General features: G+C 62.8%; 21 protein-coding genes and 1 tRNA gene. 9 read left to right on the plus strand and 13 right to left on the minus strand.

From position 1 onward, the window contains the following. Positions 1 to 14: 14 nt before the first annotated feature. The 6 genes from infA to ACT6Q8_RS04230 form a co-directional block, all read right to left on the minus strand. The gene (gene infA, locus ACT6Q8_RS04205) at positions 15 to 233 is read right to left on the minus strand and encodes a translation initiation factor IF-1 (protein WP_028097283.1); all 219 of its coding nucleotides are present in this window, start codon (positions 231 to 233) and stop codon (positions 15 to 17) included. Positions 234 to 361: 128 nt separating this feature from the next. Beyond that, positions 362 to 802: an arsenate reductase ArsC gene (locus ACT6Q8_RS04210; RefSeq protein WP_054167342.1), complete on the minus strand. Its 441-nt coding sequence runs from the start codon at positions 800 to 802 to the stop codon at positions 362 to 364. An 11-nt stretch (positions 803 to 813) separates the two neighbouring features. Continuing rightward, positions 814 to 1,296 carry a UPF0262 family protein gene (locus ACT6Q8_RS04215; RefSeq protein ID WP_054167343.1) on the minus strand — a complete coding sequence of 161 codons (483 nt, stop codon included), beginning with the start codon at positions 1,294 to 1,296 and terminating at the stop codon, positions 814 to 816. Positions 1,297 to 1,368: 72 nt separating this feature from the next. Further along, positions 1,369 to 2,658 carry a histidinol dehydrogenase gene (gene hisD, locus ACT6Q8_RS04220; RefSeq protein WP_444734082.1) on the minus strand — a complete coding sequence of 430 codons (1,290 nt, stop codon included), beginning with the start codon at positions 2,656 to 2,658 and terminating at the stop codon, positions 1,369 to 1,371. Then, a complete protein-coding gene (gene hisG, locus ACT6Q8_RS04225; protein WP_444734132.1) occupies positions 2,648 to 3,319 on the minus strand; it encodes an ATP phosphoribosyltransferase in 672 nt (223 codons plus the stop codon). Before hisG ends, hisD begins: the two co-directional genes overlap by 11 nt. 102 nt (positions 3,320 to 3,421) lie before the next feature. Then, positions 3,422 to 3,886: an Lrp/AsnC family transcriptional regulator gene (locus tag ACT6Q8_RS04230; protein ID WP_444734083.1), complete on the minus strand. Its 465-nt coding sequence runs from the start codon at positions 3,884 to 3,886 to the stop codon at positions 3,422 to 3,424. Between the two features lie 134 nt (positions 3,887 to 4,020). On the opposite strand from ACT6Q8_RS04230, the gene ACT6Q8_RS04235 reads away from it, so the two are divergent. After that, positions 4,021 to 4,938 carry an SMP-30/gluconolactonase/LRE family protein gene (locus tag ACT6Q8_RS04235; protein ID WP_444734084.1) on the plus strand — a complete coding sequence of 306 codons (918 nt, stop codon included), beginning with the start codon at positions 4,021 to 4,023 and terminating at the stop codon, positions 4,936 to 4,938. A gap of 115 nt (positions 4,939 to 5,053) precedes the next feature. Next, entirely contained in the window at positions 5,054 to 6,508 is a 1,455-nt protein-coding gene (gatB, locus tag ACT6Q8_RS04240; protein ID WP_444734085.1) for an Asp-tRNA(Asn)/Glu-tRNA(Gln) amidotransferase subunit GatB, read from the plus strand. Between the two features lie 54 nt (positions 6,509 to 6,562). Here the strand turns inward: gatB and ACT6Q8_RS04245 are convergent, their stop codons facing one another. After that, positions 6,563 to 7,540, minus strand: a complete 978-nt coding sequence (locus tag ACT6Q8_RS04245; RefSeq protein ID WP_054167348.1) for a bile acid:sodium symporter family protein — start codon at positions 7,538 to 7,540, stop codon at positions 6,563 to 6,565. A gap of 179 nt (positions 7,541 to 7,719) precedes the next feature. Next, positions 7,720 to 8,439: a DUF3313 family protein gene (locus ACT6Q8_RS04250; protein ID WP_444734086.1), complete on the minus strand. Its 720-nt coding sequence runs from the start codon at positions 8,437 to 8,439 to the stop codon at positions 7,720 to 7,722. Positions 8,440 to 8,662: 223 nt separating this feature from the next. Here ACT6Q8_RS04250 and ACT6Q8_RS04255 point away from each other — a divergent pair. The 5 genes from ACT6Q8_RS04255 to ACT6Q8_RS04275 all read left to right on the plus strand — a co-directional run bounded on the left by ACT6Q8_RS04255 (position 8,663) and on the right by ACT6Q8_RS04275 (position 12,101). Further along, positions 8,663 to 8,754: transfer RNA gene (locus ACT6Q8_RS04255), tRNA-Ser, on the plus strand. Between the two features lie 107 nt (positions 8,755 to 8,861). Next, positions 8,862 to 9,707, plus strand: coding sequence for a LytR/AlgR family response regulator transcription factor (locus ACT6Q8_RS04260; RefSeq protein ID WP_444734087.1), 846 nt, complete (start codon positions 8,862 to 8,864; stop codon positions 9,705 to 9,707). Positions 9,708 to 9,809: 102 nt separating this feature from the next. Then, positions 9,810 to 10,541, plus strand: a complete 732-nt coding sequence (locus ACT6Q8_RS04265; protein WP_156344519.1) for a hypothetical protein — start codon at positions 9,810 to 9,812, stop codon at positions 10,539 to 10,541. 32 nt (positions 10,542 to 10,573) lie between these two features. Beyond that, complete coding sequence (locus ACT6Q8_RS04270) at positions 10,574 to 10,993, plus strand: GFA family protein (protein WP_444734088.1); 420 nt, start codon at positions 10,574 to 10,576, stop codon at positions 10,991 to 10,993. 250 nt (positions 10,994 to 11,243) lie between these two features. Further along, positions 11,244 to 12,101, plus strand: coding sequence for an alpha/beta fold hydrolase (locus ACT6Q8_RS04275; protein ID WP_444734089.1), 858 nt, complete (start codon positions 11,244 to 11,246; stop codon positions 12,099 to 12,101). Between the two features lie 20 nt (positions 12,102 to 12,121). On the opposite strand, the gene ACT6Q8_RS04280 is transcribed toward ACT6Q8_RS04275, so the two are convergent. Then, positions 12,122 to 13,408 carry an MFS transporter gene (locus ACT6Q8_RS04280; protein ID WP_444734090.1) on the minus strand — a complete coding sequence of 429 codons (1,287 nt, stop codon included), beginning with the start codon at positions 13,406 to 13,408 and terminating at the stop codon, positions 12,122 to 12,124. Positions 13,409 to 13,538: 130 nt separating this feature from the next. On the opposite strand from ACT6Q8_RS04280, the gene ACT6Q8_RS04285 reads away from it, so the two are divergent. Continuing rightward, the gene (locus tag ACT6Q8_RS04285) at positions 13,539 to 14,099 is read left to right on the plus strand and encodes a TetR/AcrR family transcriptional regulator (protein ID WP_444734091.1); all 561 of its coding nucleotides are present in this window, start codon (positions 13,539 to 13,541) and stop codon (positions 14,097 to 14,099) included. Positions 14,100 to 14,250: 151 nt separating this feature from the next. Here the strand turns inward: ACT6Q8_RS04285 and ACT6Q8_RS04290 are convergent, their stop codons facing one another. Further along, a complete protein-coding gene (locus ACT6Q8_RS04290) occupies positions 14,251 to 15,114 on the minus strand; it encodes a universal stress protein (protein WP_444734092.1) in 864 nt (287 codons plus the stop codon). Positions 15,115 to 15,277: 163 nt separating this feature from the next. Continuing rightward, positions 15,278 to 16,879 (minus strand): bifunctional aminoglycoside phosphotransferase/ATP-binding protein, encoded by a 1,602-nt coding sequence (locus ACT6Q8_RS04295; protein ID WP_444734093.1) that lies wholly within the window; start codon positions 16,877 to 16,879, stop codon positions 15,278 to 15,280. Positions 16,880 to 17,106: 227 nt separating this feature from the next. Here ACT6Q8_RS04295 and ACT6Q8_RS04300 point away from each other — a divergent pair, with 227 nt between their 5' ends. Beyond that, positions 17,107 to 20,142, plus strand: a complete 3,036-nt coding sequence (locus tag ACT6Q8_RS04300) for a phosphoenolpyruvate carboxylase (protein ID WP_444734094.1) — start codon at positions 17,107 to 17,109, stop codon at positions 20,140 to 20,142. Between the two features lie 148 nt (positions 20,143 to 20,290). On the opposite strand, the gene ACT6Q8_RS04305 is transcribed toward ACT6Q8_RS04300, so the two are convergent. Continuing rightward, positions 20,291 to 20,629 (minus strand): hypothetical protein, encoded by a 339-nt coding sequence (locus ACT6Q8_RS04305; RefSeq protein WP_444734095.1) that lies wholly within the window; start codon positions 20,627 to 20,629, stop codon positions 20,291 to 20,293. A gap of 179 nt (positions 20,630 to 20,808) precedes the next feature. Continuing rightward, complete coding sequence (locus ACT6Q8_RS04310) at positions 20,809 to 21,018, minus strand: hypothetical protein (protein WP_444734096.1); 210 nt, start codon at positions 21,016 to 21,018, stop codon at positions 20,809 to 20,811. Between the last annotated feature and the right edge of the window lie 110 nt (positions 21,019 to 21,128).

The raw sequence follows: 21,128 nt of genomic DNA on the forward strand, positions 1-21,128 counted from the left end.
TCAAATCCTGCCGCTCACTTGAAGCGGAAGGTGATCCGACCCTTGGTCAGGTCGTAGGGGGTCATTTCGACGTTGACGCGGTCACCCGCCAGCACGCGGATGCGGTTCTTGCGCATCTTGCCAGACGTGTGGGCCAGCACTTCATGTTCGTTATCGAGCTTCACGCGAAACATCGCGTTGGGCAGCAGTTCGGTCACCGTGCCAGAAAACTCGATCAGATCTTCCTTGGCCATGTTTTCCTGATTTCGGGATGGTAAAACGCGCACATAGGTGAGCGTCACAGCCGCGCGGGTCAAGTGTTTTCAGCGCAAAGCATGGGCGTTTCACACGCTGGGCAGGGTAGGGGAACTGTGTCCCCGCCTCACTCCACCCCGAACCGTACTTTCATGCGGCGTAGCAGCGTATCACGCACCTGCCGATAAGCATCGAGTCGCGCCTCGCGGCTGCCTTCCACCAGGGTGGGATCGAAGGTGTTCCAGAATTCAACGTCGCAGGCGGTGGTACGGGTCATCTCCACGGCCCGGTGCTGCGCCTCCGGCGAGAGCGAGATGACGAGGTCGAAACTGTCATCCTCCAACTGGTCGAAGGTTTTGCAGCGATGGCGCGACATGTCGATGCCCAGTTCGGCCATCACGGTGGTCACGAACGGGTCGGGTTCCCCCTCGCGCACCCCGGCACTGTCGACATAGACCTGCCGTCCCATCAGATGCTTCAACAGCCCTTCGGCCATGGGCGAACGGATGGCGTTGTAGGTACAGGCGAACAGGACGGAGGAGATTCGGGTCGGGCTGATTTCGGCCATCGACGCGGCACTCAGTTCCGGATATGCAGCACGCAGATGAGCGTGAACAGACGCCGGGCCGTGTTCAGGTCCATTTCGGCCTTGCCGGCCAGCCGCTCCCGCAGCAGTTCCGATCCTTCATTGTGCAGGCCGCGACGCCCCATATCGATGGCTTCGATCTGGGACGGGGACGCCGTCTTGATGGCTTTGTAATAGCTGTCGCAGATCATGAAATAGTCGCGCACGATGGTGCGGAACGGCGTCAGCGGCAGGGTCAGCCGGTTCAGCGGGTTGTCATCCGCCTTGCGGACATCAAAGATCAGCCGGTTGTCTTCCGCCGACAGGAACAGGCGGAACGGCCCTTCGTCCGGTGTCTCCACCAGCGCGAAGCGGTTCTCATCCATCAGGTCGAACAGGGCGACGGCGCGTTCATGCTCCACCTCCATGTTGCGGCGGATGACATTCTTCTCCACCAGTTCCACATGGACGATGCGGTGGTGCGGCGCGTTCATCATCCCTCCCCGGTGGTTGTCTTCATTGATTCTTAACCTGCCTGCCCAGCCCCCCGCTTGGCAAGCCGGAACACATCAGCCCAACCGGATCGCCACGGACAGGGCGTGCGCGCCCAGCCCTTCGGAATTGGCCAGCGACACCGCCGCCGGGCCGATCCTTGCCAAGCTTTCCGGGGTGCAGCCAACCAGGGTGGTGCGCTTCATGAAGTCCAGGACGTTCAGGCCGCTGGAAAAACGGGCCGACCGGGCCGTGGGCAGCACATGGTTGGGGCCAGCCACGTAATCACCGATGGCTTCCGGCGTATGGCGGCCCAGGAAGATAGCGCCGGCATTGCGGATTTTCGCGGCCAGGGCGTCAGGATCGGCCACGGCCAGTTCCAGATGTTCGGGCGCCAGACGGTCCACCAGCGGCACCGCATCATCCAGGCTGTCCACTAGGATGATGGCACCATGGTCACGCCAGGAGGTGCCGGCGATTTCCGCGCGGGGCAGGGTGGACAGATGCGCATCCACCGCCGCCGATACGGCATCTGCAAAGGCCGCGTCGTCGGTGATCAGGATGCTTTGCGCGCTGGTATCATGTTCGGCCTGCGACAGCAGGTCGGCGGCGATCCAGGCCGGGTCATTCTGACCATCGGCAACCACCAGGATTTCCGACGGGCCGGCGATCATGTCGATGCCGACAGTACCGAAAACCTGGCGCTTGGCGGCGGCGACAAAGGCATTGCCGGGGCCGGTGATCTTGTCCACCTGCTTGATCGTAGCGGTACCGAAGGCCAGTGCGCCAACGGCCTGCGCCCCACCGATGCGGTAGATCTCCGTCACGCCGGCCAACTGCGCGGCGGCCAGGACCAGCGGGTTGATCACACCATCGGGCGTGGGCACCACCATGGCGATGCGCGGCACACCCGCCACCTTGGCTGGGATGGCATTCATCAGGACCGAGGAGGGGTAAGAGGCCAAACCGCCCGGCACATACAGACCCACGGCCCCTACCGGTGTCCAGCGGGCACCCAGCCGCACCCCGGCGGGATCGGTGAAGAAGGAAGACTCGATGGGCTGCGTGCGGTGGAACGCTTCAATCCGCGCGGCGGCCAGCTTCAGCGCGTCCAGCGTTTCGGCGTCGCACTGCGCCACCGCCGCCGCGATCTCCTCACCCGTGAAGGCCATGGCCTCGGCGGTGATGTCCAGACGGTCCCAGCGTTTTGTATAGTCCAGCACGGCGGCATCGCCCCGCGCCTTCACATCGTTCAGGATGGCGGTGACAGCATTGTTCAGGTCTTCCTGAACCTCGCGCTTGGCACCCAGCAGGTCCTGAAAGCGGCTCTCGAAATCGGCGTCGCGGGTGGAGAATTTAACCGGCATTGCCGATGGCCTCCTGAAAACGGTCGATCCAGCCCTGGATTTCGCCATGGCGCGTCTTGAAGGCGGCGCGGTTCACAACAAGGCGGGAGGAGATGTCGGCAATATGCTCAATCTCCGCCAGCCCATTGGCCTTCAAGGTGGTGCCGGTGGACACAAGGTCGACGATGCGTGAGCACAGGCCGAGATTAGGCGCCAGTTCCATGGCGCCGTTCAGCTTGATGCATTCGGCCTGCACGCCGCGCGCCGCAAAATGCCGGCGGGTGATTTCCGGATATTTGGTGGCCACTCGCACATGGGACCAGCGCGACGGATCGTCACTGTTGGACAGGTCCACCGGTTCGGCCACGGCGATCCGGCACTTGCCGATGCCCAGGTCCAGCGGCGTGTAAATCTCCGGATAGTCGAATTCCATCAGCACGTCGCTGCCGCAGACGCCCAGATGGGCGGCGCCAAAGGCCACGAAGGTGGCGACATCGAAGCTGCGCACACGGATGATCTTCACATGCGGAAGATTCGTATCGAACTTCAGGGCGCGGGATTTCGGATTGTCGAAATCGGCTTCCGGCTCGATGCCGACATGATGCAGCAACGGCCTCACCTCATCCAGAATCCGACCCTTGGGAAGGGCCAGTACCAGCAGGTCATTGGCGGCGGGCGACATCATGTCCTGGACGCTCCAGGTGGGTTGCATAGGGCTGCTTACATGGCACGCCCGTGCCGACCCGTCCACCCGCCGCAGCGAAGGGCGGGGTTGCGTGAAACTTCAATCAAGCGGCAGGGACAGGCCGGACTTGACCGGCGACAGGGCGAAAATGGTGGAAAATTTCTGGATTAAGGCATTGTCCATCAGGATACGGCGCGTGAACGCGTCGTAATTCGCCATGTCGCGGGCGGTCACCACCGACACGAAATCCGCGTCGCCCGCCGTGTACCAGCATTGCTGAACCTCCGGTGCGGCCCGCAGCTGGCGCCCCATATCATCCACCACCGCCGACCCGCCGCGCGCCAGCGTGATGGAAACGATGGCTGTCAGGGGGCGGCCCACCCTGGCGGGCGACAGGACCAGGGGTTCTGCCTGGATCACGCCGTTGGTACGAAGCCGTTTCAGACGGCGCTGCACCGCCGTGGGGGACAGTCCCACCCCTTCTGCCACAGCGTCGGATTTCAGGCGCGCATCATCCTGCATCAGGGCCAGGATGGCGCGGTCGAAGGGGTCGAGCTTGCTCATGGGTGCAGGATAACGTCGCTGCCACCGGGGCCAAGGCCGCAACGCGGCGGCAAGCGGTCGCAAAAAGCAGCAAGGCGGCGTTACTTATCATATAATATTCCGGCCATCGTAGTTTCTGGCCCTTCGGAGACAGCATGTCCGACGCCGATTTCATCATCCATGACCCGGTGCGCGCCCGCGCGGTCGTCCGCCGTTCCGCCAAGGTTGAAAAGCTTTATGGCGATTGCCGCTGGGCCGAGGGGCCGGCCTATTTTCCGGCGCATCGCAGCCTGATCTGGTCGGACATTCCCAATGAGCGCATGCTGCGCTTTGACGAGGAGACGGGGGCGGTGGCGGAGTTCCGACGTCCGTCGGGCTTCTCCAACGGCAATACCGTGGACCGGCAGGGGCGTCTGGTTACCTGCGAACATGGCGGGCGGCGCGTGGTGCGCACCGAACATGATGGCAGCATCACCGTGCTGGCCGACCGTTGGAATGGCAAGCGCCTGAACAGCCCCAATGATGTGGTGGTGAAATCCGACGGCTCCATCTGGTTCACCGACCCGACCTATGGAATCGACAGCGATTATGAAGGGTACAAGGCGGTCAGCGAGATCGGGGCCAGCAATGTTTATCGCATCGACCCCGGCACGGGGGCCGTGGATGTGGTGGCCGATGATTTCGTGAAGCCCAATGGCCTCTGCTTCTCCCCTGACGAAAAGACCCTTTACATTGTGGATACCGGCCGCACGCACCAGCCCGATGGCCCCTGTCATGTGCGTGCCTTCCGGGTGAGTGATGATGGCCGCCTGTCGGGTGGGGAGGTGTTCGCCACGTCCGAACAGGCGGGGTTCGACGGGTTGCGCTGTGACGAGCTGGGCCATCTCTGGATGGCGGAGGATGACGGCGTGCATTGCTACCACCCTGACGGCAGCCTGATCGCCCGCGTTCAGGTCCCGGAATGGGTGGCGAATGTGGAGTTCGGGGGCGCGCGCGGCAACCGTCTCTATATATGTGCGACCGGCGGTCTTTATGCGGTCATGCTGGCGGTACGGGGGGCGAAGCGCCTCTGATCACACTGTAATGGTGTCGCTTCAACCCTCTATGGCGTCCAACCCCCTTGCCCTTTGCCCCGAATCCGGCCATGAAAAGCCCGTAGTCTTTCCGTTATCACAGAGTGCAGAGACGATGGCTTACCGGATTCAGGGCGAAACGGGTGAATGGGAAGTGGTGATCGGGCTGGAGGTCCATGCCCAGGTCATTTCCAATGCTAAGCTGTTCAGCGGGGCCGCCACGGCCTTCGGCGCGGCCCCCAACAGCCAAGTCAGCTTCGTCGATGCCGGCTTCCCCGGCATGCTGCCCGTGATCAACGAATTCTGCGTGCAGCAGGCCATCAAGACCGGCCTGGGGTTGAAGGCGCAGATCAACCTGCGCAGCGTCTTCGACCGCAAGAATTATTTCTACGCCGATCTGCCGTCGGGATATCAGATCAGCCAGTTCAAGCAGCCCATCGTGGGCGAGGGCACGATCATCCTCGATCTGGCCGATGGCGTGACGCGGGAGATCGGGATCGAACGGCTGCATCTGGAAATGGATGCCGGCAAGTCGATGCACGACCAGCATCCGTCCAAGACCTATGTCGATCTGAACCGGGCCGGCGTGGCCCTGATGGAAATCGTGTCGAAGCCCGACATGCGCAGCCCGGAAGAGGCGGTGGCCTATGTGCGCAAGCTGCGCACCATCGTCCGCTATCTGGGCACCTGCGACGGCAACATGGATGAAGGCTCCATGCGGTGCGACATTAACGTGTCGGTGCGCAAGCCGGGCGGTCCGCTGGGCACGCGGACGGAGACGAAGAACGTCAATTCCATGCGCTTCATGCATGCGGTGATCGAGTATGAGGCCCAGCGCCAGATCGAACTGATCGAGGAAGGTGGGGCGGTCGTGCAGGAAACCCGCCTGTGGGACACGGCCAAGGGCGTCACCCGCTCCATGCGCAGCAAGGAAGAGGCGCATGATTACCGCTACTTCCCCGATCCCGACCTGCTGCCGCTGGTGATCGAACAGGAACTGGTAGACCAGATCAAGGCCAGCCTGCCGGAACTGCCCGACGACAAGAAGACCCGCTTCATGGAGCAGTACAAGCTGCCCCCCTATGATGCCGGTGTTCTGGTCGCTGAAAAGGCCCGTGGCGATTTCTATGAGGAAGTAGCCAAGGGCCGCGACCCCAAGGTTGCCGCCAACTTTGTCATCGGTGACCTGCTGGGCGCCTTGAACAAGACTGGCAAGGACATCACCGAATCGCCGATCTCCGCCGCCGACCTGGGCGGTCTGATCGACCTGATCGCCGACAACACCATCTCCGGCCGTCTGGCCAAGGATGTGTTCGCGCTGATGCTGGAAACGGGCAAGTCCGCCGCCATCATCGTGGATGAAAAGGGCCTGCGTCAGGTCACCGATACTGGCGCCATCGATGCCGTCATCGCCCAGGTGATGGAGGCCAACCCCGACAAGGTGGCCGAATACCGGTCCGGCAAGGACAAGCTTTTCGGCTTCTTCGTGGGGCAAGTGATGAAGGCCAGCCAGGGCAAGGCCAACCCGGCCATGGTCAATGACCTGCTGGCGGTCAAGCTGAAGAGCTGAGGCGGGGTCATATCTGCCCGTGAAAGGGCCGCCGGGGTGATCCGGCGGCCCTTTTTATGACTTATCCGCGCCCTCCTGCCGCCACCGGGCCGCCAGCCAGGTGCACAGGATCAGCTGGATCTGATGGAACAGCATCAGCGGCAGGATGATCAGGCCCACCTGCGCCACGGGGAACAGCACGCTGGCCATAGGCACGCCCGACACCAAGCTTTTCTTTGATCCGCAGAATAGCAGCACGATCCGGTCGGCCCGGTTGAAGCCCAGCCAGCGGCCAGCCAGGGCCGTGATGCCCATGACCAGTGCCAGCAGAACGATGCTGGCCGCGGCGATGGCGATCAGGTCGGATGCCGCCACTTTGTGCCAGAGCCCCTCCACCACCGCCGCGCTGAAGGCGGAATAGACCACCAGCAGGATCGACCCGCGGTCGGTATAGGAAATACTGTTGCGGTATTTCTGCACGAACCGCCCGATCAGGGGCCGGGCCAGATGGCCGGCGACAAAGGGCACCAGCAATTGCAGGATGATCGCTTCCAGTGCGGCCAGCGAGATGCCCGCCTGTCCCCCCGCATTCATCAGCAGTCCGACCAGCAGCGGCGTGATGAAAATACCCAGCAGGTTGGAGGCCGAGGCCGAGCAGATGGCCGCCGGCACATTGCCGCCCGCGATGGAGACGAAGGCGATGGAGCTTTGCACCGTGGAGGGCAGGAGACAGAGATAGAGAATGCCGGTGGCGATGACGGGCGGCAGGATGGAGGCGGGCAGCAGCCCCGCGGCCAGACCCAGCAGTGGAAACAGTACAAAGGTGCTGGCCAGGACCGACAGATGCAGCCGCCAATGGCCCATACCGGCCAGGATGGCCTCGCGCGACAGCTTGGCCCCGTGGAAGAAGAAAAGCAGGGCGATGGCAATATCGGCGACGATATCCACGATGCCCGCGACCTGCCCCTGCGCCGGGAACAGCGCCGCCAGACCGACAGTGGCCAGCAGCGCCAGCAGAAACGGATCAATCACGGCCTCAAGGAAACGCTTCATACAAAGTCATCCATCGCCAAGCTCAGGGGCGGGGACCACCCGCGAAGACGACAGTATGCATGCCAACAATACAAACCGGGTTCCCCCGTTTCCGCCGGGGAGGTTTGTGTGCCGTGCAAAAGAAAAGCGCCGGAACCTGAGTTCCGGCGCTTTATCCTCTGCACCTAATCCGGCTGGGGTCAGCTGGCGGCGTCGCCCGTCACCAGCTTGGCGATCTGCTTGGCCCAGCGACGGGTGAACCGGTCCGCGTCGCCATAGATCGTGTAGCTGTTGATATTGTCCGGGAAGGGCAGGCCCATGTCGGCATCGGCAATGACCGCCACCACCTGACCCGTCTGGCTGTCCGTCAGGGTCGCCTGAAAGGCGGCGCGGCCAACGGAATAGACGCGGTCAACGGTGCCGCCGCCACGTGCCTTCTCGGCATGGAAGGAGCGGTTGGGGACATAGTCGGTGAAGGTGATGGCCAGCTTCAGGACACCCGGTCCCGCTTCCTTCACCATGGCTGGCCCGAACGCCTCCTCCAACTGCTTGGTCATATACTCGAACGCGTGGTCACGCTCGCGCACCGACAGCAGCACTTCGTCAAAGCGGCGCTCGATGGCGGTGTCCATGGGGGCCAGCATCACCTTGCCGTAGGAGGCGAGGTTGACGCCGGGCTTCACAAAGACCTTGTCCAGGTTGGCATGGTCCTGTTCGGTCAGCCCCTCGGTCACCAGCTTGGGCGCCTTCTTGGACGGGATACCGTCCCAGGCGCTTTCGGCGGCACCGGCGGCACCGGCGGCTAGAACCATAAGGGACAGACCCAGCATGCCGGCCAGAAGGCCAGTCTTGAAACCGGTGCCGTGGCTGCGAATCACATTGCTGTCGGTCATGGCGATGGGCTTTTCATGTCCGAACATGGTGTCGAACTCCATTCATAGGGCGCGGGTGGGAACCCGTGCGGTACCGCATTCGTGCGGCGGATAACCGGGCCGCCCCCGTCCCGATATGTCCCACGCATCACTGCCGGGATCACTTTTTAAGAATGGGGTGTTGCAGCGCCGTTGACAAGCCCGCTTCATGCCACTAAACACCCCTCTCACCGACGCAGCCCCGGTTCAACCGGCTGGTTGCAGACGGTGCGGAGGGGTGGCCGAGCGGCTGAAGGCAACGGTTTGCTAAACCGTCGTACCGGGAAACTGGTACCGTGGGTTCGAATCCCATCCCCTCCGCCACTTTCCCATAAAATATGTGGAATGTTCGGCGTACGCCAAGGGCGGTGCCGATTTTGTTGCCCGCCGGAATGGCGCGGGTTCAACCAATATCCGATGCGGATGATGCGGTGATCCAGGCAGACCGCGTGACCACCAGCAATGACATTGGCCGTCGGCGCCTGTGGGCGGTTTCCGGTGCGGTGTGGCTGTGTGTCGCGCTGATCAGCATGGTGCAGGGCCAGGTTTTTGCCGCCTATGCGGGCCGGGCACAGGCCTGGTGGCCCGCTTTCCATTATACGGTTGCGATCTTTTCCGTCTGGGCGCTGTTGACCCCTGCCGTGCTGCATGCGGCCCGCAGAGTGGAAGAGCGGCGGTTGGGCCGGGGTGCGGCCTTGTCCTTATGGCTGGCGGGATATCCGCTGACCGTCATGGCGCATCTGACCCTGTTCGTTCTGCTGTTCTGGCCGATTTATGGCGGGCAGAGCCCGTCTTTATTGGCCATGGCGAAGGCGGTGTTTCTGGCCAACCTGGACAAGTCGGCCTTTGCCTATATCGCCCTGATCGCGCTTGCCCGCCTGCGCCGGCAATGGACGCCGCCGGGTGAAGTGCCTGCGCCGCCGTTGCTGGCTACCACCGCGCCTGCCGGTGAAGACGGCCTCTGGGTGCGTGTGGCGGGCGGACAGCAGCGCGTGCCGTTCCAGGATATCGACTGGATTGCGGCGGCGGGTGACTATGCCGAAATCCATGCCGGTGAGCGCACCCTGCTGATCGACCGTAGTCTGGCGTCGCTGACCGATGAATTGCCGGCCGCCGCCTTTGTTCGGGTGCATCGCGGGGCCATCGTGCGGCTGGACCGGGTGCGGGAGGTCCGCAGCCTGGGGCGGGGGGATGCCAGCCTGATTCTGCATAATGGCGAAACGCTGCGCCTCAGCCGCCGGTATCGCGAGGGCTTCAAGGCCCTTCTGCCGGTCTGATCCCGGTTACCGACCGGACGGTCCCGCTTGCCGATCCGGGCTGGAAATGGGGCGGTGGGGCATCAACCCTGGCCCCGTTCACAGTCAATGACGGGCTCCACCATGATCTGCCGATTGCGCTCCCTGCTGCTGGCCTTGCCGTTTTTGCTGGCCCTGCCGGCCATGGCCGATAAACCCCTGCCGGATGATCCGGTTCTGATTGTCGGCGCGCTGCATCATCTTCACGAACGGGAACCGGCCTTCGGTTATGACCGGCTGCGGGCATCCATCTTTGCCTTCAAGCCGGATGTCCTGGTGCTGGAGGTGCGGCCCGATGAACTGGCCGAACGCAAGGCGACGCCGGGCCGGCCTGAATATCCGGCGGTAATCTGGCCGCTTCTGTCCGAGTTGCGGATCGACGCCGTCGCCATGGAACCCGGCGGGGAATTGTTCAAGGAAATCGCCGGCGCGGCGGGTGCGGCCTTTGACGTGTTGAAGGCGCGTGATCCGCAGGCGGCGGTAGCCCTGTCGCGCCTGGATGATGCCATGGAGGATGTCCTGCTGGCCTATTGGCAGACGCCGGGACAGGCACAGGATGAACAGACCGCCGCCGTGGCCGCCGGTGCCCAGGCCGCACAATTCGCCCTGGCCGGTCCCGCATTTGCCGCAGCGCAGGCGCGGTGGGACAGTCATATGGGCGGTCAGGTGATCCGCACCGTCCGGTCCCATCCCGGCAAGCGGGTGATGGTCATCGCCAGTTACAAGAACCGCGCAGTGCTGGAGCGCATGGTACGGCAGGCGGTGAAGGGTCGGGTGGTCGATACGGCCCCCTGGTTTGCGAAGACCGCCAATTGACCACCCCAATCCCTGAAAGCATGGATCAGCAAATGACGACAAAGCATTGGTATAATGGCAGCTGTCACTGCGGCACTGTCCGGTTCCGGGTCCATCTGGACACCCATTTCGGCACCAGCAAATGCAACTGCACCTTCTGCTGGAAGCAGCGGAACTGGAATGTATGCGGGTTGAAGCCAGAAGATTTTGAACTGCTGGCCGGTGCTGATCTCATGTCCACCTACGCCCGCAAGACCGAGACGTTTGAGCTTTCCCACAGGTTCTGCGCCAAAGGTGGAACGCACACCCATGGCGATGGCTATCTGGAGGAAATGGGGGGTGCCATGGTGTCGGTACGGGTGGCGGCACTGGATGATCTCAACATTGAGGATCTGGTCTCTGCCCCCATTTACTATTGTGATGGTAGGCGGGATAATTGGTGGAACCCGCCAGAGGAGATACGTCACCTTTGATCGGGCGACGCTGGGTAAGGCGATTGCGAGGCAGGGCCGGGTGGGTTATGTTCCCGCCCGGTCGGCAGTTCACCCAGGCGTCGCCGGTCCCATTTGGGACATGCTAAACCTGCCATCGCAAACAGTTCTTCGCGATCAATCCTGCCCTTCCTCCATCGACCGACCGCTTTTCCTGAAAAAGCCGTGCCAGGTCGGAAGCCGGCGACCACCGACATCCATCAAGGATCGGCACGACAGACGGGGAACAGCCATGTCCATGTCGATTGCTGAAGCAACGGCCGCCACACCGCGCGGCCTTATCCATTATGCGGATGCCGGGGAAGGCCCGGCGGTTCTGTCCCTGCACGGGGCCATGGGCGGGACGGACCAAGGGATGATCCTGGCCCGTGTCACCGGGGCCGATGCTGGGCGCATCATCGCGCCGGCCCGTCCGGGTTATCCCGGCACACCGCTGTCATCCGGCGTCACGCCGGAGGCGCAGGCCGACCTTTATGCTGCCTTGCTGGACCATCTGGGTCTGGACCGGGTTGCCGTGATCGCCGTGTCGGGCGGGGGTGCATCGGCCCTGATGTTTGCGCTCCGCCATCTCGGACGCTGCCGGGGGCTGGTGCTGGTTTCCACTTGCGCGGGACCGGAGCCGATGCCGATCCCTGGCGGCTTCCGCCTGTTCGGGCTGATCGCCCGCTGGCCCGCCTTTGTGGGATGGATGAAGGGTCGGGCGCTGCGCAATCCTGACCGGATTTCCAGCCGGTCCATCCCCGACCTTGAACATCACCGCGCCTTGCGGGCCGATCCGGTCGCCATGCCGCTTTATCGCGACCTGCGCGCCGGCATGTTTGACCGGCTGGCGGAGCGTTTGCCGGGGACGGAGAATGATATCCGCACGACCAGAGGCCAGTCTTTCGCGCTAGAGGAGATCGGCGTGCCCACGCTGGTGGTGCATGGTACGCATGATCCCCTTCTGCCCTATGAAAGACATGGGGCAGAACTGGCCCGCCGCATCAAGCGAGCGGAATTGCTGACGGTGGGTGAAGGCGGCCATGCGGCCATCTTCACCCACCGGGCATTGATTGCCCCGCGTGTGGCAGGGTTCCTGACGGCATTTTAAGGTTCAAGGCCGGTGGCGGTTTATGCCGCCGCCGGCTGCGCCTTCCGGCCCATGGTCGGGCAAATCAGGGCCGCGAACAGGCACAGCACACCCGCCACATAGAAGGCCGGCATGTAGCTTTCCAGATATGTGCGGGAGAAGCCGCCGCCGAAGGCCGCACAGGCAGCCCCCAGTTGATGGCCTGCGAAGACCCAGCCGAAGACGAGGTTCGCCTTCTCCCGTCCGAACCGTTCCACCGTCAGCTTTACCGTCGGCGGCACCGTCGCCACCCAATCGAGGCCATAGAAGACCGCGAACAGCGACAGGCCATAGAAGGTGAAGTCCGAGAAGGGCAGGTACAGCAGCGACAGGCCGCGCAGCCCATAATACCAGAACAGCAGCCAGCGATTATCGTAGCGGTCGGACAGCCAGCCGGACGCCACGGTACCGATGAAATCGAAAATGCCGATCACGGCCAGCATGCCCGCCGCCTTCACCGCCGGCATGCCGAAATCCACGCACATCGGTACCAGATGCGTCTGGATCAGGCCGTTGGTGCTGGCCCCGCAGACGAAGAAGGTGGCGAACAGCACCCAGAAGACCTTGGTCTTCGCCGCCATGCGCAGCGTGTCGATGGCGGCGAAGGCTACCGATCCGGCGGGCGGCGGCGGGGCGGGGTCGGGTGCGCCCGGCGCCTCGCCATAGGCGCGCAAGCCCACATCGCCCGGCCGGTCGCGCATCAGCAGCAGCACGCCTGTGGCGGCGACCGCCAGCATGGCGCAGATCACCGACAGGGCGGTGCGCCAGCCAATCTCCTCCGCCAGCCAGGCGGTCAGGGGAATGAAGACCAGCTGCCCCGTGGCCGAACTGGCCGTCAGCAGACCGATCACCAGCCCGCGCCGGTTTGTGAACCAGCGGGTCGCGATGGTGGCTCCCAGCACCAGGGCCGTCATTCCGGTGCCCAACCCGACCACCACACCCCAGAGCAGGATCAGTTCCCAAAGGCTGCTCATCCCCAGCGACAGGATCATGCCAACAGCGATGATTGAGAGCGAGGTCAGCGCCATGCGCCGCACCCCGAACCGGTTGATCAGCGCGGCTGCAAACGGTCCCATCAGGCCGAATAGCACCATGCGGATGGCCAGCGCCGTCGAAATCTCCGACGCGGTCCAGCCAAACTCCTTCTGCAACGGGATCATCAGTACGCCCGGTGCACCTACGGCGCCGGCGGCGGTGATGGAGGTGAGGAAGGTCGCCGCTACCACGACCCAGCCATAATGGATGTTGCGTGCGGCCAGCCGGGCCGCCAGACGATCAGACAGGAACAAGCCACACCCCCCGTCACCAGCCCTTGCGAAAGCGGCTGGCAATGATGATGTTCATAATGATAAATTATTCATGATGACTATCATCAATACGGTCAAGCAGGATCGTTGGCATTTTTGGGGGAGGTGGGTTGTGCGTGTGTCGAAGCAGAAGGCAGGGGAGCATCGCGACGCCATCCTGTTGGCGGCCTCCCGCCTGTTCCGCGCGCGCGGCTTTGACAAGGTGGGCGTGGCGGAGGTGACGCAGGCTGCCGGCCTGACCCATGGCGGCTTCTACGGCCATTTCGCATCGAAGGAGGCGCTGGCAGCAGAGGTCTGTGACCTCAGCTTCGGCAATGCCGTGCGGCGGGTTCAGGCATCGGCCAGCCTGGAGGATTACATCGACTATTACGCGTCGACCGAACATCGCGACCGGGAGGGGCCATGCCCCATGGTGGCGCTGGGGGGCGATGTTTCACGCCTGTCGGGACCTGTCAGGGCGCATTTCTCTGCTGGCGTGGCACGTTATGTCGCCGCCATTCGCGCGCATATGCCGACCGATGATCCGTTGGCGGAGGGCAGGGCATCGGCCCTGGTCTCCCTGCTGGTCGGCAGCATGAATCTGGCCCGCGCCGTTGCCGCCACCGACCCCGCCCTGTCGGAAAACATCCTGTTGGGGGTGCGGCAGCAGGCGCGGGCATTATTGCGGGGATAATACCACCGGTCATACTTTATGACCGGTGGTGCGGCGGTGACTACCGCCGCGCCGACCATGCGGCGTAGCCAAGGGCGCGGATGCGCTCGCCGGCGATTGAGCGGCACGAAATCTTGACCATCGGTCATGATTTCGTGCCGCTGGGAAAAGATCAATGGGCCAGCAGCAAGGGCAGCGTCGTCTGGTTCAGCATGGCGCGCGTCACCCCGCCCAGGATCAGTTCCCGCAGCCGTGAATGGCCATAGCCGCCCATGACCAGAAGATCGGCCCCAACGTCCGCACAGGCATCCTGGAGCTGTTGTGCCACGCTGCCGGTGCCGGACAGTTTGTGATACTGCGCCGGGACATTGTGCCAGGCCAGGTAATCGACGACGGGGGCTGCTTCGTCTGCGTCGGTGCGCATCGTATCGACACCCAGTACATGCACCGCGTCGGCACCGGTCAGCAGGGGCATGGCCAGGGCCAGGGCGCGCGCCGACTGGGTGCGGCCATTCCAGGCGATGGCGACGCGGCGACCCAGGACAACGGGCGTTTGCTCCGACGCCACCAGCAGGGGGCGCCCGCCTTCCAGCAAGGCCGCCTCCAGACCCACCAGAACCGCTGTCCGGTCCTCCTTTGCGACCGATGGGAAAACGGTGACGTCCGACAGGCGGGCGGCGGCGGCCATGACATCCTCTGTCACGCCGGCCGCTTCGGTGAAGCTGCCGCTGACGCGGTCGCTGCCGGGCGCACGCTCGCAATAGACGCCACCGGCGGCGGCCAGCGCTTTGTCCAGATGGTCGCGGGCCTTGGCGGCGTGGCTCTTGTTCTCCTGTTCCAGGGATTTCATCAGATCCTGGATCAGGGCGCCGGACAGGCCCTCGCCCACCATCGGCATCACATCGCGCGGGTCGGCGCGCAGATAGAGGGCGGCGACATTGCCCTTGGCCGGTGTCGCCAGCAGCAATGCCGACCCCAGGGCGGCGGCATCGCGCGCACCGCCGGTAACGAAACAAGTGATCTTGCGGAAAGCCATGACCGGTCCCCCTTGTGCCGTTTCGCGGGCCATTGCCGCCTGGAAACGCATCCTTGACCCAGCATCACGCCATACCCGGTGCCGGGCATTGACATGGATCACCCGGAACCGGTCCCATCATAACAGATGGTCCACAAAATTGTCGAAGAACAGGGTAGGGGGATCAGCGCGCTATGTGGCGGCGGGCAATCGCGGTGGTTTCGTCGGCATTGCCGCTGGCGGGGATCACCTCCCACCGCATGTCGCCCAGATCATAGGCGGCCTGACGGCGGACAATCGCCGTGGTGGCGTCCGACGCATCGCCGCGTCGCCGTGCCACGCGGGCCAGGGCAACGGCCTGATCGGCGACCAGCCACAGGCCGGTAAAGCCGGCGCCGGCGGCCTGGGCCAAGGCTTCCACCGCCTGACGCTGATCCGGGCGGGCATAGACGGCGTCGCAGATGACGGCATGATGCCCGTCCAGGGCCAAACCGGCGCGCCCCGCCATCTCCGCATAGGTGCGGTCTGAATGGTCGTGGCCATAGAAACTGTCGGGCAGGGCCTGATCCTCCGCCACGCCGGCCAGGGATTTGCGCAGTGCGTCCGACCGCAGGATCACCGCCCCCGGTGCCGGCCCCAGCGTCGGGGCCAGGGCACGGGCCAGGGTGGTCTTGCCCGTGCCTGACAGGCCGCCAATGGCCAGCAACTGGGCCGGCGGCGGCGACAGCAGCCGGTTGGCCAGCGCCAAATAGGATTGTGCCTCCGCCCGCATCGCCGCCGCCTTGTCCGCATCGGCCTGCCCAGCAGCGGCGGAGGCCGTCAGATGCGCGCGGATGGCGGCGCGCACCGACATGAAAAGCGGCAGCAGCGAAAGGCCGGACAGATCGCCGGTCAGGTCCAGATAGCGGTTGAACAGGATATTAGCGTGGCTGCGCAGGCGGCGATGTTCCAGATCCATCAGCAGGAAAGCCAGATCATAGAGAACATCCGTCACCGCGATGCGGTCACCGAATTCGACACAGTCAAAGGGCACGGGCCGCCCGTCCAGCATGACGATATTGCGCAGGTGCAGATCACCATGGCAGTGGCGGATATAGCCGGCGTCCCGCCGCCGGTCGATCAGGTCGCCGCCTGTTGACAATGCCTGTCGTGTGGTGCGGTCCAGCCGGTCCACGGCCCCGGTATCAAACAGGGTTCCATGTTTGCGCATCTCGCGGATGTTGGTATGGGCCAGATCGGTCATCTCCTCGATGCCGGGCGCATTCGGCCTGGGTTCAGCACCCTCATGGAATTCCGCAATGGTGGCGGCCAGATCGCGCATGATGGCGGGCGACAGGGTGCCGTCCGCCGCCATCCGGTCCAGCAGCGCTGTCTGCGCAAAACGCTGCATAGTGACCAGATATTCCAGTACCGACGGGTCCGGCCCGCCATCGGCGGCCACCGGTGCCTGTTCAACCAGACGGATAGGGCCATTGCCATCCCGGACCAGCCCGCCAACACCCAGATAAAGCGACGGCGCCGTCCGCCGGTTCAGGGCCAGTTCTGCCTCGCACGCATCAAGGCGCTGCGACAGGGTGGCATAGTCGAAGAAAGGGTAGGTTACGGCCCGCTTCATCTTGAACGCACGGTTGCCGGCCATGAAAATGCGGGCTGCGTGCGTGTCGATGCGGTCGACCTTGTTTCCGGGTGGCAATCCATGGGTGGCGGCGTCGCTCAACAGGGCGATGGCCCGCGTCTGGGCGCCCTCTCCGACACTCTTGTCGCTGTCCGCCGGACTGCTGTGCATGCGCAACACCCTTGTCCCGATCCAACATGTAAGCGAACGACGTTACAAGTAATCTATCGCCAGAGAAGCCTGTCTCCTTTAATCTATCACTTCAATCCTGGGGGGTGATGCAGACTGATTATGTCCGCCATACCCCTTTCGGCGTTGACAGATGTAGTGAAATTACAGCACCCTGCGACGCTGCGCCGCAACAGAATGCGGCCCTTTCGCAGAAGATGGAAGCCCCCATGCCGCTGGACCCCGCCATGCCCCAAGCCGCCGCCCCGTCTGATCTGGAATTCCTGGGCACTACCACGGCCAAGGGGGCTTTGCTGTCCACTAAACAGGCGCGCTTCCCGGCACCCAAGGGCCTGGATGTACGCGCCCTGGCGGGCGATCTGATGACGCAGCTTGACCGGTTCAGCGCCGATGCCAAGCAGGACCCTTTCGCCAATCCCGTCATGCTGCTGGCCCTTGATATTTCCCGCCGCGTCGGTGCCGGTGAATTGTCGCCGGGCGCCTTGGAGCAGTTGATTCAGTATCTGTCGGCGGAGGGTTTTCTGGCCCGCGCCGCGCGTCTCTCTAATTACTTGGGCGAGGCGTCGCCCGAAGCCAATGCCAGCCGTATGGAAGAGTTGCTGGACGTCGCCGCCGCTGGCAGCGGCGGGGAGCCGCTGACGTTTGAGGCGTTCCAGAAACTGGTGGAGAAGGAGGTGTTCGGTATCGTTATTACCGCGCATCCGACCTTCAACCTGTCGGGCGCGCAGATGACGACCATGGCCTGTCTGGCCACGGGCCGCGACCAGAATGGCAAGCGCCTGTCGGCGGAGGCACGCGAAAGCCTGATCCGGCAAATGGCGACGGCGGAGCACGCGCCCGAAGACATGTCGCTGACCCGCGAACATGAACTGTCGCTGGACGCCATCGCCAATATCCAAAGCGCCATCCGCACGCTGTACCGCGCCGTCCTGCGCGTGGGCCGCAAGCATTATCCTGAGCGCTGGACCGAACTGACGCCGCGCCTGCTGACGGTGGCCAGCTGGGTTGGCTATGATCTGGATGGCCGGTCGGACATCCGCTGGTCCGATACGCTGCATAAGCGCCTGATCGTGCAGCAGCGGCAGCTGCGTTACTATCTGTCCAACCTGCGCGATATCCGCGCCGGCGCACCGTCGCTGGAGGATCTGCGCCATACGCTGGCTTTGATCGAAAGTCGTCTGGCCCTGGCCCTCAATCAGGTGACGGATGAAATCGCGGCCTTTGGCGGGTCGGAGGCGCAGGACCTGGACCATCTGCGCCGCATCGCCAAGCGCATGCATGAGGGTCTGCCGCTGCGTCTGGTCGATGCATCGGAGGCTATCGAGTTCGTCAATCGCGGCATCCGCCTGTCCGCCGCCATTGATGGTGACAAGGCGCTGGCCACGGTGGAACAGCTGGCTGTGCTGCGCGCCGAGCTGGCGACCTTCGGCCTGGGCATGGCGCATACCCATGTCCGCCTGAACAGCACGCAGGTCCATAACGCCATCCGCAAGGCCGTGGGCCTGGACACGGCGGCGGATGATCCGCGCTACCGTCAGTCCTATCTGGCCACCCTGACCGACCTTCTGGACAAGGTGGAGCCGGTCAGCATCAATTTCGGCTCCGTCGTGGCCGAACGCACCAGCGCCAAGCGCCTGTTCATGGTCGTGGCGCAGATGCTGAAATATTCCGATGCCCGTACGCCTATCCGCTTCCTGATCGCCGAAAGTGAAAGCGCCTTCACCGTCCTGTCGGCGCTGTATTTCGCCAAGCTGTTCGGGGTGGAGGAGCGTGTCGATATCAGCCCGCTGTTCGAAACCGAAAAGGCCCTGGAAACCGGCAGCCGCATCATTGAACAGCTGCTTGAGAACCCGCATTACCGCGCCTATGTGCAAAAGCGTGGGCGTCTGTGCATCCAGACCGGCTATTCCGATGCCGGCCGCTATCTGGGCCAGACGCCGGCCAGCGCTTCGATCGAGCGTCTGCGCCTGCGCGTCATGCGGCTGTTCACGCGCCACACGCTGGAAAATGTGCAGCTGGTGATCTTTGACACGCATGGCGAAAGCATCGGTCGCGGCGGTCACCCCGCCGGCCTGCATAACCGCCTGGCCTATGTCAGCCCGCCGGCCACGCTGGCCTTTGCTGCCAAGCACAATATCGAGCTGAAGCAGGAAGTCAGCTTCCAGGGTGGCGACGGCTACACCTATTTCGTCACCCCGGCTTCGGCGCTGGCCGTTGTCACCCGTATCCTGGAATATATGATCGGCACGGCCAAGCCGGACCTGGATCATGACGTCTTCTATGCCAAGGGCGACTATATCCGGGAGTTCTTCACCACTGTGAAGGCCTTCCAGGTCGGGCTGGTCGAAGACCCGAATTATGGTGAGTTGCTGGCCGCCTTCGGCACCAACCTGCTGTTCCCCAGCGGCAGCCGCGCCATCAAGCGCCAGCATGATGCGGCGCCCGATCCGGCGGCCCGTGTCATGGCCGGCCAGTTCCGGGCCATTCCCCACAATGCGGTATTGTTGCAGATGGGCCTGCCGGCCAATGCCCTTTCGGGCGTGGGGGAGGCCATCGACCGTGATCCCGAACAGTTCCGGTCGCTCTACGCCACCTCGGCCCGGTTCCGTGAGTTGATGGGCATTGTCGTCTATGGTGCCGCCGTCAGCTGCCCCGACGCGCTGAAGGCTTATGTCGATACGCTGGACCCCGGTCATTGGCTGACGCGCGCCGCGCGGTCGGAAAACCCGCTGGAGGCCGATGATATGCGCCGCATCGCGGCGGTGCTGGAGGAGACGCCGACGCAGGCGCGTCTGGTCCGCATCTTTCGCAAGCTGTATCGCGATTACGGCGTGCTGCGCCAGAATCTGGAGCGGGCAGGGGCGGCGCCTAAGCCGAACCCCGACCTGGACCGGCACTTGTCGCTGCTGCATGCCGTGCGCCTGTCGCTGATCCATCAGGTCTACCGGCTGGCGGTTCATATCCCTGAATTCTCCAGCCAGCATTCGATCACCAACCAGCGGCTGGTGACGCGCATGCTGCATCTGGATGTGCCCTGGGCCCTGGACCAACTGGCCCGCATCTTCCCGGCGCGTACCGATGTGACCCTGGATGAAGGGTTCGGGGAGGTCGCCACCTATGTCAGCGATGAGAGCCAGGATTACAGCCAGGAAAACCAGAATATCTTCCGGCCCATGGCCTCGCTCTATGAACTGATCCGCCGCACCAGCAATGCGTTGACGCAGCGGATTGGGTTCTTTGGGTGAATTTTAAGCAGACCGTCGCCAAGTTAAATTGCCGATGGCCCGCAAGAACTTCAGGTATTATACCAACGGTCAAATTTCTTGACCGTTGGTATCAGTGCCGAATGTCGCGGCTGTTGCCTATGCCGCCGAAGATTGAAATGCCGATGAGTCATAGCTTTATGACTATGGCGTTATCGTGCTCCGCCTTTTTGGCTTTAAATTTTTTATTTATTTCATCGAGTTTTTTATTGTATTCTTTCCAATTAATTTTTTGATTTTTAATTTCATTATTCGCTTTTTCTTCGTTTAGCGTTAATATTTTTATCATTAGCTCAAACTCTTCATCATATAATTGCTTTAATAATTCATACAATTCATCAATTATTTCCTTATATTCAAAAACCGATTCTATCATTATTAACTTTATTAAATCCTCGATTTTGCCTATTATCCCTCTTTTGGCGTTAAGAGCGTTTGTTATGATGGCTATTTTATTTGTGGAATTCATTTTTTCCTCGGTAGCAATTCGCACGAATTAGTAACGGTTTGGATTGATTGGTCAATCTTTTTTGTCGCCTTTTTGTAGAATTTCGATTGACTAATTAAGTATGTAATTAGGCATCCTGACCCTGGCGGTATAAGTATTGCTCAGAAAAAAGACTGTTAGATTAAATCAATAGGATTTCCTCACCCCCAAAACCCCACATCCCGCTTCAACTGCGGCGGGATACCGTGACGGTAAGCCTCCCCGGCCAGCAATTCGGTCAGCACCGACTGCAATTGCCCGGCCATGCCCGACAGGGCCGTGGTCCGGCGCGAGGGCGGGGTTGTGGTCGGGGCGAGCGACGGCGTTTGCGGCTGCAATGCAGCCCCATGGGCAAAATTCAGCTTTTGCATTTTGATGGGTCCTTTCCGAACCGGTGTGAAGCGTTGGTGCCTGTGTTGCACTCTTTATCGCTCCATTCCGGCCTGGACGACAAACGAGTAATCCCGATAGGATGCATCAG

Origin of the sequence: Niveispirillum sp. (assembly GCF_052437035.1) — a bacterium.
GTDB lineage: Bacteria > Pseudomonadota > Alphaproteobacteria > Azospirillales > Azospirillaceae > Niveispirillum.

What these genes read in the sequence shown, in the direction of transcription:
- ACT6Q8_RS04290 (WP_444734092.1), bottom strand. Translation starts at nt 15,114, where the DNA reads ATGGCTTTCCGCAAGATCACTTGTTTCGTTACCGGCGGTGCGCGCGAT.
- ACT6Q8_RS04230 (WP_444734083.1), bottom strand. Translation starts at nt 3,886, where the DNA reads ATGAGCAAGCTCGACCCCTTCGACCGCGCCATCCTGGCCCTGATGCAG.
- ACT6Q8_RS04310 (WP_444734096.1), bottom strand. Translation starts at nt 21,018, where the DNA reads ATGCAAAAGCTGAATTTTGCCCATGGGGCTGCATTGCAGCCGCAAACG.
- ACT6Q8_RS04295 (WP_444734093.1), bottom strand. Translation starts at nt 16,879, where the DNA reads ATGCACAGCAGTCCGGCGGACAGCGACAAGAGTGTCGGAGAGGGCGCC.
- hisD (WP_444734082.1), bottom strand. Translation starts at nt 2,658, where the DNA reads ATGCCGGTTAAATTCTCCACCCGCGACGCCGATTTCGAGAGCCGCTTT.
- hisG (WP_444734132.1), bottom strand. Translation starts at nt 3,319, where the DNA reads ATGTCGCCCGCCGCCAATGACCTGCTGGTACTGGCCCTTCCCAAGGGT.
- ACT6Q8_RS04300 (WP_444734094.1), top strand. Translation starts at nt 17,107, where the DNA reads ATGCCGCTGGACCCCGCCATGCCCCAAGCCGCCGCCCCGTCTGATCTG.
- gatB (WP_444734085.1), top strand. Translation starts at nt 5,054, where the DNA reads ATGGCTTACCGGATTCAGGGCGAAACGGGTGAATGGGAAGTGGTGATC.
- ACT6Q8_RS04215 (WP_054167343.1), bottom strand. Translation starts at nt 1,296, where the DNA reads ATGATGAACGCGCCGCACCACCGCATCGTCCATGTGGAACTGGTGGAG.
- ACT6Q8_RS04235 (WP_444734084.1), top strand. Translation starts at nt 4,021, where the DNA reads ATGTCCGACGCCGATTTCATCATCCATGACCCGGTGCGCGCCCGCGCG.
- ACT6Q8_RS04305 (WP_444734095.1), bottom strand. Translation starts at nt 20,629, where the DNA reads ATGAATTCCACAAATAAAATAGCCATCATAACAAACGCTCTTAACGCC.
- ACT6Q8_RS04210 (WP_054167342.1), bottom strand. Translation starts at nt 802, where the DNA reads ATGGCCGAAATCAGCCCGACCCGAATCTCCTCCGTCCTGTTCGCCTGT.
- ACT6Q8_RS04245 (WP_054167348.1), bottom strand. Translation starts at nt 7,540, where the DNA reads ATGAAGCGTTTCCTTGAGGCCGTGATTGATCCGTTTCTGCTGGCGCTG.
- ACT6Q8_RS04265 (WP_156344519.1), top strand. Translation starts at nt 9,810, where the DNA reads ATGATCTGCCGATTGCGCTCCCTGCTGCTGGCCTTGCCGTTTTTGCTG.
- ACT6Q8_RS04250 (WP_444734086.1), bottom strand. Translation starts at nt 8,439, where the DNA reads ATGTTCGGACATGAAAAGCCCATCGCCATGACCGACAGCAATGTGATT.
- ACT6Q8_RS04270 (WP_444734088.1), top strand. Translation starts at nt 10,574, where the DNA reads ATGACGACAAAGCATTGGTATAATGGCAGCTGTCACTGCGGCACTGTC.
- infA (WP_028097283.1), bottom strand. Translation starts at nt 233, where the DNA reads ATGGCCAAGGAAGATCTGATCGAGTTTTCTGGCACGGTGACCGAACTG.
- ACT6Q8_RS04275 (WP_444734089.1), top strand. Translation starts at nt 11,244, where the DNA reads ATGTCCATGTCGATTGCTGAAGCAACGGCCGCCACACCGCGCGGCCTT.